Annotated in this window: 12 protein-coding genes; 2 read left to right on the top strand and 10 right to left on the bottom strand. The window is 45.2% G+C overall.

The window, feature by feature from the left end:
• Positions 1 to 31: 31 nt before the first annotated feature.
• The 9 genes from BpJC4_RS15135 to yneA all read right to left on the bottom strand — a co-directional run bounded on the left by BpJC4_RS15135 (position 32) and on the right by yneA (position 6,401).
• Positions 32 to 511 carry a CcdC family protein gene (locus BpJC4_RS15135; RefSeq protein WP_151680699.1) on the bottom strand — a complete coding sequence of 160 codons (480 nt, stop codon included), beginning with the start codon at positions 509 to 511 and terminating at the stop codon, positions 32 to 34.
• Positions 512 to 658: 147 nt separating this feature from the next.
• Positions 659 to 1,018, bottom strand: a complete 360-nt coding sequence (locus BpJC4_RS15130) for a response regulator (RefSeq protein WP_151680700.1) — start codon at positions 1,016 to 1,018, stop codon at positions 659 to 661.
• A 22-nt stretch (positions 1,019 to 1,040) separates the two neighbouring features.
• The gene (locus tag BpJC4_RS15125) at positions 1,041 to 1,748 is read right to left on the bottom strand and encodes a cytochrome c biogenesis CcdA family protein (RefSeq protein ID WP_151680701.1); all 708 of its coding nucleotides are present in this window, start codon (positions 1,746 to 1,748) and stop codon (positions 1,041 to 1,043) included.
• A 261-nt stretch (positions 1,749 to 2,009) separates the two neighbouring features.
• The gene (locus BpJC4_RS15120; protein WP_151680702.1) at positions 2,010 to 2,228 is read right to left on the bottom strand and encodes a YneF family protein; all 219 of its coding nucleotides are present in this window, start codon (positions 2,226 to 2,228) and stop codon (positions 2,010 to 2,012) included.
• 68 nt (positions 2,229 to 2,296) lie between these two features.
• A complete protein-coding gene (gene sirA / locus BpJC4_RS15115) occupies positions 2,297 to 2,737 on the bottom strand; it encodes a sporulation inhibitor of replication protein SirA (protein WP_151680703.1) in 441 nt (146 codons plus the stop codon).
• 192 nt (positions 2,738 to 2,929) lie between these two features.
• Positions 2,930 to 4,936 carry a transketolase gene (gene tkt / locus BpJC4_RS15110; protein ID WP_151680704.1) on the bottom strand — a complete coding sequence of 669 codons (2,007 nt, stop codon included), beginning with the start codon at positions 4,934 to 4,936 and terminating at the stop codon, positions 2,930 to 2,932.
• 152 nt (positions 4,937 to 5,088) lie between these two features.
• Positions 5,089 to 5,322, bottom strand: coding sequence for a DUF896 domain-containing protein (locus BpJC4_RS15105; RefSeq protein ID WP_151680705.1), 234 nt, complete (start codon positions 5,320 to 5,322; stop codon positions 5,089 to 5,091).
• Positions 5,323 to 5,407: 85 nt separating this feature from the next.
• Positions 5,408 to 6,061, bottom strand: coding sequence for a YneB family resolvase-like protein (locus tag BpJC4_RS15100; protein ID WP_151680706.1), 654 nt, complete (start codon positions 6,059 to 6,061; stop codon positions 5,408 to 5,410).
• Between the two features lie 19 nt (positions 6,062 to 6,080).
• The gene (gene yneA / locus BpJC4_RS15095; protein WP_253693677.1) at positions 6,081 to 6,401 is read right to left on the bottom strand and encodes a cell division suppressor protein YneA; all 321 of its coding nucleotides are present in this window, start codon (positions 6,399 to 6,401) and stop codon (positions 6,081 to 6,083) included.
• A gap of 201 nt (positions 6,402 to 6,602) precedes the next feature.
• Here yneA and lexA point away from each other — a divergent pair, with 201 nt between their 5' ends.
• Positions 6,603 to 7,223, top strand: coding sequence for a transcriptional repressor LexA (gene lexA, locus BpJC4_RS15090; protein ID WP_151680708.1), 621 nt, complete (start codon positions 6,603 to 6,605; stop codon positions 7,221 to 7,223).
• A 267-nt stretch (positions 7,224 to 7,490) separates the two neighbouring features.
• Positions 7,491 to 7,970 (top strand): flavodoxin domain-containing protein, encoded by a 480-nt coding sequence (locus BpJC4_RS15085; RefSeq protein WP_151698153.1) that lies wholly within the window; start codon positions 7,491 to 7,493, stop codon positions 7,968 to 7,970.
• Between the two features lie 223 nt (positions 7,971 to 8,193).
• On the opposite strand, the gene BpJC4_RS15080 is transcribed toward BpJC4_RS15085, so the two are convergent.
• On the bottom strand, positions 8,194 to 9,375 hold the full coding sequence (locus BpJC4_RS15080; protein WP_172968378.1) for a DnaD domain-containing protein: 1,182 nt from the start codon (positions 9,373 to 9,375) through the stop codon (positions 8,194 to 8,196).
• Between the last annotated feature and the right edge of the window lie 466 nt (positions 9,376 to 9,841).

The raw sequence follows: 9,841 nt of genomic DNA, 5'->3' as shown, positions 1-9,841 counted from the left end.
ATCATTCGCCGAAGTTGCGAATGATGTTTTCTTAAGCCCGGACCCCTTCATCCAATTCCTGCAGGAGCCTCCGGTATTGTATGTACATGGCAACACGCCACGGAAGAATCATGCCGAACGCAAGCAGGAAAAACATGCCGCTCAGCTGGCCGACCTGAATCGTTGAGCTGAGGAACACTTTCATCAGCAGGCGGATCAAAAGGAGCCCGATCAGGATAAACGGAAATGCTTTGGAACGTTTTAAGTAAATATCCCCGTCACGCACTTCAAAACGGGATGTTTTGATTAAAAAAATCGAGAAAAACATCCCCATCACAAAGGCTTCCAATACTTCCTGGGAAGTCACCCGGAAATAAGGAACCGTAAACATTAGCGCCCCAGTACTCATAAAAATCGGAGGCAAAATAATTTTTTTTGCGGAAACCGGTTTGTTCTGCCCTTTCAGTCGGACAAAAATCACCAAAGACCCCATCAAAATCGCAATCACAAACGAAATGATAATGCCTTCCATGCTTCAACCCTCTTTAAAGTCGAATTTTTTACGATATAAAATATTGATACGATAAACATATGCTTTCTTATGCCTATATTCAACCATAAAAACGGGTATTTTGTCCAGACGGAAAGCCTGGTTCCGCCCCCTCTCACAGCGCTGGCTTCAATTCAGCACACGATCAACCGCTTCCAAAACGCGCACTTCGTCAAAAGGTTTGACAATAAAGTCTTTTGCGCCGGACTCAATCGATTCAACAACCAATTTTTGCTGGCCGAGTGCGGAACAGATGATGATTTTCGCATCCGGAAACTCGCGGATAATCGCTTTGACCGCTTCAATGCCTGTCATTTCAGGCATGGTGATATCCATCGTCACTACATCGGGTTTTAATTCACGGTACAATTCAATGGCCCGCTGCCCGTTTTCCGCCTCGCCTACAACAGTGTGACCGCCGTTTTCCAGCATTTTAGCCAAAGTCATTCTCATAAATTTTGCATCATCAACGATTAAAATACTTGCCATTGGACGTGTTCCTCCTCTTCATCTAAAAACCTTGAAATCCCCCAAATAAGGCACTGATATAACCGGAGATGACGGCCATCCAGTCAAAAAAGAGCAGGATCCCGGCAGCCGCCATCACAAATCCGCTGATTTTTACGAGTTTCGCACTGTATTTCTGCATCCACCCTAGGCGGCCGATAAAAAAGGCCAGTATCAAAAAAGGAATGGAAAAGCCGAACACATACGCAGCCATATAAACGGAGGCGGAAGCCGGGTTCGCCACCGCCAGCGCCAAAACAGAAGCCAAAATCGGGCCAGTGCACGGCGTCCATCCTGCGGCAAACACGAGGCCGACCAGAAAAGATCCGGCGAGCCCGAGTGGCCGTTTTTTTATATCAAACCGATAAGCTTTCATGAATATCCGCGGCTGAAAAACCCCGGCAGCCACCAGCCCGAAAAATATGAGAAAAATTGCGCCGAGCTGCCGGATCAAGTCCCCGTAAGTGATAAACATATTCCCGATCCATGAAGCCCCGAATCCCAAGGCAATAAAAACAACGGAAAATCCTGCCAAAAAACATGCGGTATGCGCGATGCTCCTCCACTTCCGCATCGCATGCCCCGCCTTTAACTGGCCGACAGAGGCACCCGTTATGTAAGAAACAAACGCGGGATAGAGCGGCAAACAGCAAGGCGAAATAAAACTCATAAAGCCTGCCCCGAAAGACAACCATACTGTTATATCAGCCATTGGTCCACTCCTTGTTCCGGCATAGATTCATTTTAACAAAAAAAGAGCCGTTTGATGAAAAAAAGTTACCAGAAGGCGGAAAATCCGCACGCCGTTTGATCGAAAGGGAATCGCAGGAAAACGTCCCGGGGGTTGGCCAAAAATGGCGGATAAACTCAAAAACCACCTTTTCTGTGTGGAATCTTGGCAGAAAAAGTGGTTTATAAATTCGTGCGAAGTTGTACAGTGGAATAGATATCCCACAAAAGCCGGCAATCCAGCTTACAATTTCATTTGTTTATTCATAGCATTCATCATTTGATTGATTTTCTTTTGTGACGGCTTCATGCCCATTTGCATCATCATCATTTTCAACATTTGTTCGTTAATTGGCGGATTTTTCTTCAGGTAATTCATCATATATTTACGTGCGATGAAAAAACCGATCGCAATGCCGACCAAAAGGGCAATAAGGGCTACGAGAATAAAAACCCAAGTCATAGTATACCTCCTTCACTCACATACAGTGTACTAAATCCTCTTGAATTATACAATACTTCTTTGCCGCCTCACACGAATTTTCTTTCTTTCACCGGCTTGATCCAACCGAACCGTTTATTGTCGTAATCGATTGCAAGAAGATTGCCGTTGAATTTCCTTAAAGTTTCAAATATAGCTGTTTCCGTATCATAGCTGCCGGATGCATGGAGGCGAAGCAGCCTTTGCTCAATATTTACTTCGGCATACTGGCCCTTTTTGTTTGAGATCAGCCGGTAAGCGCCGTTTTCATATACCATTTCATTTTGATTGGGAAATATCTGCTGCAAGACATGTTGCACGGACAAAAGCGGAATCGGTTTCGTAATATAATCGATCTGCTGGCGGATAACGTTTTTTAATCTGCCGGTCACGCTGGAATATTGATTGAACAGATCAAAAAACATGCGTTCCCTGCCGTAATAATACTGCGCAATTTCTTCTTCAATTAAATAAATATAATAAGTCCGCATGCATGCATCACTCCCAACGTCATTATTACCCTTACTATAATGGAAAAGCCTCAAAAAAGTTGTCGTACGGTGTTATAAAATTCTGTAAGTTGTGTCGAAAATAACACCGTTAACGGTTTTTACACCCTGCAAACACAAAAATGAGCCTGCCATTTGCGGAAATCCGCATCAAGCAGGCTCTTATTTTATCGATTATAAATCCAATAGTTTTTTCGCGCGCGCAACGACATTTTCAACGGTGAACCCGTATTCTTTCACAACCGTATTGCCTTTTCCGCTCGCACCGAAAGTATCAATTGCCAAAATATCGCCTTCATCGCCGGTATATCTTTCCCATCCGAACGAGGAAGCCATTTCAATTGCAAGACGTTTCTTCACGGTTTTAGGCAGAACGGATTCTTTATATTCTTGGCTTTGCTGTTCGAAACGGTCCCAGGACGGCATGCTGACAACAGCTGCATCAATATTTTCTCCTGCCAACTGTTTCTGGGCCTCTACAGCCAGGTGGACTTCCGAGCCGCTGGCAAGCAAAAGGAGGTCGGCTGTTTCTTTTTGGGCCGGTGAAATGACATAAGCCCCTTTCGAAACGCCTTCCTGCGCTGTTTCGGCCGTTCCTATGATCGTTGGCAGCCCTTGCCGCGTCAAGACAAGGGCTGTCGGATGATCCTTGGATGTTAAAGCGAGGCGCCAAGCTGCCGCCGTTTCATTGCCATCAGCCGGACGAATGACGGACAAATTCGGCATTGCGCGCAGTGACGGAAGCTGTTCAACCGGTTCATGGGTCGGACCATCTTCCCCGACCGCAATGCTGTCATGCGTAAACACATACGTAACCGGGAGTCCCATGAGTGCAGCAAGCCGGATAGCCGGACGAAGGTAGTCCGAGAAAACAAAGAATGTGCCGCCGTAAACATGCACACCGCCGTGGAGGGCCATCCCGTTCAATGCCGCGCCCATCGCAAATTCGCGGACACCGAACCAGATATTGCGTCCTTCGTAAACATCCGGTAAATAATCTTTGTCTTCTTTCATACGGGTATTGTTAGAACCGGCCAAATCGGCAGAACCGCCGAATAATGACGGCAGCCGCTTCGCAACCGCATTAAGCACTTCCCCGCTTGATGCACGGCTCGCCAGCGTTTTCCCTTCTTCATAAACCGGAATCTCTTTATCCCAGCCTTCCGGAAGCTCCCCTTTGATGGCAAGCTTCAGCTCTGCGGCAAGTTCCGGATATTGTTGTTCATATTCAGCGAACAAAGACTGCCATTCTTTTTCCTTTTTCACGCCGTTTTCAATGACTAATTCGCGGAAACGGCTGTATACTTCATCCGGTACATAAAAGTCTTCCTCAAACGTCCATTTATACGCTTCTTTAGTCAGTTTCAGTTCTTCTTCCCCGAGCGGAGCGCCGTGGACGGCGGATTTACCAGATTTGTTAGGGGAACCGTACCCGATGATTGTTTTCACTTCAATCAGCGTCGGGCGGGTTGTATCGGCCTTGGCTGCTTCAATGGCTTTTGCAACGGCCCCGATGTCATTACCGTCTTCCACGCGCAAATATTGCCAGCCGTAAGCTTTAAATCTCCCTTCAACGCTTTCAGAGAACGACTTGTTTAATTCACCGTCAAGGGAAATATCATTGGAGTCATACAAGACAATGAGGCGGCCTAATTTTAAATGTCCAGCCAAAGATGCCGCCTCCGCGGAAACGCCCTCCATTAAGTCCCCGTCGCCGCAAAGCGCATATGTATAGTGGTCAATGACATGATAATTTTCTTTATTGTAAACTGCCGCCAGATGCCTTTCCGCCATCGCCATGCCGACCGCCATCGCAATGCCTTGTCCAAGCGGGCCGGTCGTTGCCTCAACGCCTTCTGTATGCCCAAATTCAGGATGGCCAGGGGTTTTGCTTCCGAATTGCCGGAAATTTTTAATTTCGTCCATGCTTAACGGATAGCCGGATAAATGAAGCAGGCTGTACAGCAGCATAGAACCGTGGCCGGCGGATAATACAAAGCGGTCCCGGTTAAACCAGTGCGGATTTTCAGGATTGTGGTTCATATACCTTGTCCAAAGCGTGTACGCCATCGGAGCAGCCCCCATCGGCAACCCGGGATGGCCCGATTTCGCTTTTTCAATGGCATCGATGGACAGCGTACGGATCGTCGTGATTGCCAGTTCATCCGTTTTATCAAACATCTTAATCATCCTTTCTCTCGGTGGTTACATTCCTATATTAAGGCAAGTTAAACCAATAACACAACTTTTTTACAGCTCTTACAGGCTTTCAGCGCAAAAAGGCTGGTATGCCCGCACACATTTATTTATGCAAAAAGCCCACTCAGGGGCCGTTAGTGCATTTTCCGCTTCATTTGAATGAGCTTGATTTTTTCCGGTGTGACGTCATTTCCGTCAGGGTCAAAGACGCGGACATTTTCGATTGTTTGTTTCATAGAAGAACGGAACGCCTGCAAATATTCGCTTCTCAATTTGGACTGTTCTTTTGCTTCCTCATCCGTCAGCCCGCCGTTTTTGGCTTTTCGCGCCAATTCATTAATCCTTGACATTTTGTCCTTAGAAAGCATCGTTTCTCTCCTTATCTTCATGTTTTTAAGTTATCTTACTAAAAAACGGGCGTGCCCGCAACGGATGCGCACCGGCAACACAGCCCTATTCCGAAAAACCCTTTTCCTCCATATATTCCTGGTATCTCCGGTGCACAGTTGCCTTTGAAACGCGGTAGCCGAATCCGCGCATAGTGGCGGCAATTTCCTGGAAAGTCAGACCATTTTCGCGCAAGTGGACGATTTCTTCAACCGGAACATCTTTCCTTTCCTTGCCGTGCACATTGCCGTGTCCCTTTAAATTTTTTTGCGGGCGGTAGCCTTTTTTTACTGCACGCTCCATGCCCCTCTTGATCTTTAAATTGTGAAGCTTCCGCTGGTACTCTTCCACCATGCTGACTATTTTCAATACCATGGAATCGGATTCCGACAGCTCCAATTCCCCGTTTTGGGCATAACAATATACTTTTACCCCTTTTTTATATAAAAAATGAATGAGTGCAATTTTTGCATTCCCCCGTCCGATACGCGTTTCATCCTGGACAAGCACCGCATCGATCCGATCGGCATCCAAAAGCTCGAGCAGGTCGAGCACACCTGGCCTGTCCAGGTCATATCCGCTCGCCCTGTCTTCGATCACGGCCGCCACTTCGAACCCGAGCCTTGCGGAAAGTTTTTCGAGCTCTTCCCGCTGCCTGTGCAGGGAAGTTTCTTGGCTCTCTTTATCCGTGCTTACTCTGCAATATAAAACGACTTTCATTTTCCCAATCTCCTGCTTCTTACTTAAATGCCATTTCATTTTCGTTTCCCGGCACGCCGTTTTTTTCAACCGGAATGACGATTTTTTCGCCGGCTTTGATCATATTCCCATCTATATCGTTATGGGCCTCCACCCAACGAATGAATTCCTCCCTGTTCATGGAACCGGCCTTGGCATACCGGTCAGCGATGTTCCAAAGTGTTTGCCCTTCCCCGACAACAATCTCCCTGCAGCTTGAACGGTCCTGCAGACTTGCAATCATATAAAAGCCTAAAATGAGTATTACAACTATTAAAATCATAACATAATTATACTGTTTCCATAACCGTGCCACCGCCATCACCCTTCCACGAATATTTGTTCGATGTTTGGATAATAAAATTATAAAACGAACATGTGTTTTAGTCAATAGTTTTTTCGAACTTATGTTTGTTTTTTCTTCTTCGGCGTGATATAATAATAGCAAATAATGGCACACCGCCGTTCGCAGGTGCGGCTGTAAGGATGTGCCGATCACAATTGAACGACGAGGTGGAATTTTATGACCAAACTATCAAAACGGCAACAGGATATATTAAATTTCATTAAGCAGGAAGTACGGACAAAAGGCTATCCCCCTTCCGTAAGGGAAATCGGCCAAGCTGTCGGCCTTGCTTCCAGTTCGACTGTGCACGGCCACCTCGCCAGGCTTGAAAGCAAGGGGCTGATCCGGCGCGACCCTACGAAGCCGAGGGCGATTGAGATTTTGGACCATGAAGAAGAAATTCCTCTTCAAAATGTTGTAAATGTGCCTGTTGTCGGGAAAGTCACTGCCGGCATCCCGATTACGGCAATTGAAAATATCGAGGAGTATTTCCCGCTGCCGGAACATCTTGTCCCTTCCGACGATTCTGTTTATATGTTGGAAGTCGAAGGCGAGAGCATGATTGATGCGGGCATTTTGGACGGTGATTACGTCATTGTCCGTTCCCAGCAGACCGCCGATAACGGGGATATCGTCGTCGCCATGACGGACGAAAATGAAGCAACCGTCAAAAGGTTTTTCAAAGAGAAAGACCATTTCAGGCTGCAGCCTGAAAACCCGACAATGGAACCGATCATTCTGAAAAATGTAACCATATTAGGTAAAGTCATCGGCCTGTACCGTCAAATGGTGCATTGAAGTAGAGAGAAGCAGTTTGTTTGCTGCTTCTTTTTTAATAGAGGATATGCGAGATTTAAAGATATTATGAATGCCGAAATACCGTAATGAGGTATATTTTTCCCAAAACATACTTGGGCAAGAAATTCTGCGGCTAGTACTGGTAAAACGAATTTTCTCGAATCATTAGTAAAATGTAACAAAAAAATAGTAAACAATCCCTTTGTTTAGGGTTATCCTAATATTGGGAGTTTTAATGAAGTTACTTTAAGCAAAGGACTGAGAAAAATGAACAACATTGTTGTTTACGCTTCCAAGCACGGGACGGTTGAGGGCATTGTCAGGTCTCTCTTAAGAAAATCGCCGGAAGAAATTTTATCCATTAATATTTTAAAAGAAGAACCGCCAAATCTCTCAGATTACAAAAACATCATGATCGGCGGATCCATTTATCTGGGAAAAATCCAGAAACCGCTTACCAAATTTATCAAACACCATTTGGACATCCTTTTGCAGAAGCGTGTCGGCCTCTTTTTATGCGCCGGCGAAACAGACCGCAAAAAAGTCATAGATGAATTTAACCATGCCTTTCCGGAAGCACTGCGGAAACACGCCGTAGCCAAAGAAGTGTTCGGATACGCATATAAGCTGGACGAAATGAACTTTTTAGAAAAAATGCTGGTTAAAAAAATGAGAGGCGTTACGGAAAATACGAGCGCGCTGAACGAAGAAGGCATTGAACGATTTTTCGATACGGTGTTTAAGTAGTGCCGATGCCGCCATTTTCCCCCGCATCTTCTTCCCCTTCCTTTCCATCGGTTGCCGGCCTGGACGTACGCCCGAATAAACGGGAATCGTCGGAAGCCGGCACCTTCCACCTCCATCTTTTTTTGCTGATTTAGCCAGCCCTTCCGGTTAACCAGCGGACCGGAAAACGAAGCAAATTTTCCGAGCGATGGATTTGCTGCGTTTCTTAAAGTTTTTAAAATGGTCAAGATTTGACCGCTTCTTTTTTTCGATACTGCTCCCTTATTTTTTCAAGGCGTTGCCGCAGGGCGGCGATATCTTCCGGGCTTTTTTCCTGCAATGCAGAACTGCCAAGGAAACTGTGCTCGAATTCCGAAAACCAGCTGGGAAGCACTTCTTTCCTCCGGATTCCAGAATGCCCCTGCCGCCGCTTTATAAATTCCAGCTGCAATGCACGCGCCTCCTCCACTGTTTGCACATTTTTCCCCGCCCAGTCCTTTAAGATCGTTTCACAGTATCTCCAGTTTGCTACGCCGTGTTCCACTGCAGTTTTCATCGCTTCTATCACGAGTTCCGCCGTTAATTCATCACACCATGTAAAAATTTTTTCGGCAATATAGGAACCAGCTGTTCCAAAGCCGTTTTGTTCATAAAACGCGATTACATTCTTTGTTTCCTCACCTTTTTCAAAAACGGGAAAGTGCTCTATTGAAGAAGTAGTAATCTTTGCCGTAGTCTCTGTAGTAATCTCTGAAGTAGTCTTTGGTATTGCACTTTCATCGTGAACGTTTGAGCGCTCATATTGAAAGCATGGGTTTTCATATTGATCGTTGGAATTTTCATTTTGAAAGTATGTATTTTCAACCTGATCGTCCGAACATTCATTTTGAAAGTTTGGATTTTCATCCTGATGGCCCGGATTTTCATTTTGAAATTCCGCTCCGTCATCATTAAAAACCGGCAGTTTGTAACCTTCCAAAACATAACCCAGTTTTGCGAGATCGCGCTGAATTTTGGTAAGGTTTACCCGGTATTGCATCGTTTTATCCCAACGGTATTTTGGGTTTATCCGTTTTGACAGCCAGCTTCGCTCGCACAGTTTGTCCAAATACCGGCGCATGGTGGCTCCCGAGTTTGTAATCATGCATTCTTTTGCCAGTTCATCCGCCTTTTTGTAAATCCAGCCGTATTGCAGTTCTAAGCAGGACAAATCAATGTTTTCCCTTATCATGCGCTTCTTTTCTTCCAAAATAAATTGATCGAAATCGGCAATTCTTTCCGACCAATAGAGCATCTGGTTCAGCACTATTGCAAGTTTATAATCTCCCGTTAAGGCAACAAGTTCTTCTTTGATCACAACGCGGCCGAATTTCACCGGCATATTTCCCACTTCCCCTTCTTTAAAACTGCTAATTTTACGGGTCATAAGCACTTATGCTTCCCCACTCATTACATATCTTGCTTGGAGATTTTCGGGCACTGAAGCCACTTGTGCCTGGTAAAATAAAACCTTGGGATCATCCGGTTTGAAAAACATACAGAAAATATTTTTGGGGGCAGAATGGGAGCAGAAGTCAACCGAAGCATAAAATAAATTTTTGTCCAAAAGGGAAATCCCTCAAATCCTTGCGCTTCAAAGGGTTTTACTGATTAATACATTTCAATGTATTGGTCTCTTTCCCATTCGTAAACCTGCGCGCGGAATATGTGTATTATATTTATTTCCTTTTATAAGGATGATAATGCTTATATATAGAAGTTTTAGATTTTATTTTCAAACTCAATCATTGCTTTTCAACTGGACATGATTTTGGTCAATTTCTTGATGCCCTGGTGGCTGTCTTTTCGTGCACATTGAAAATGAATGTAACCGATAAAATAGAATTAACAGA

The sequence above is a fragment of the Weizmannia acidilactici genome (genome assembly GCF_008974185.1).
Classification (GTDB): domain Bacteria; phylum Bacillota; class Bacilli; order Bacillales; family Bacillaceae_C; genus Weizmannia; species Weizmannia acidilactici.
The sequence above is the reverse complement of the archived record's forward strand: the minus strand, read 5'-3'. Positions and strand labels throughout refer to the sequence as shown.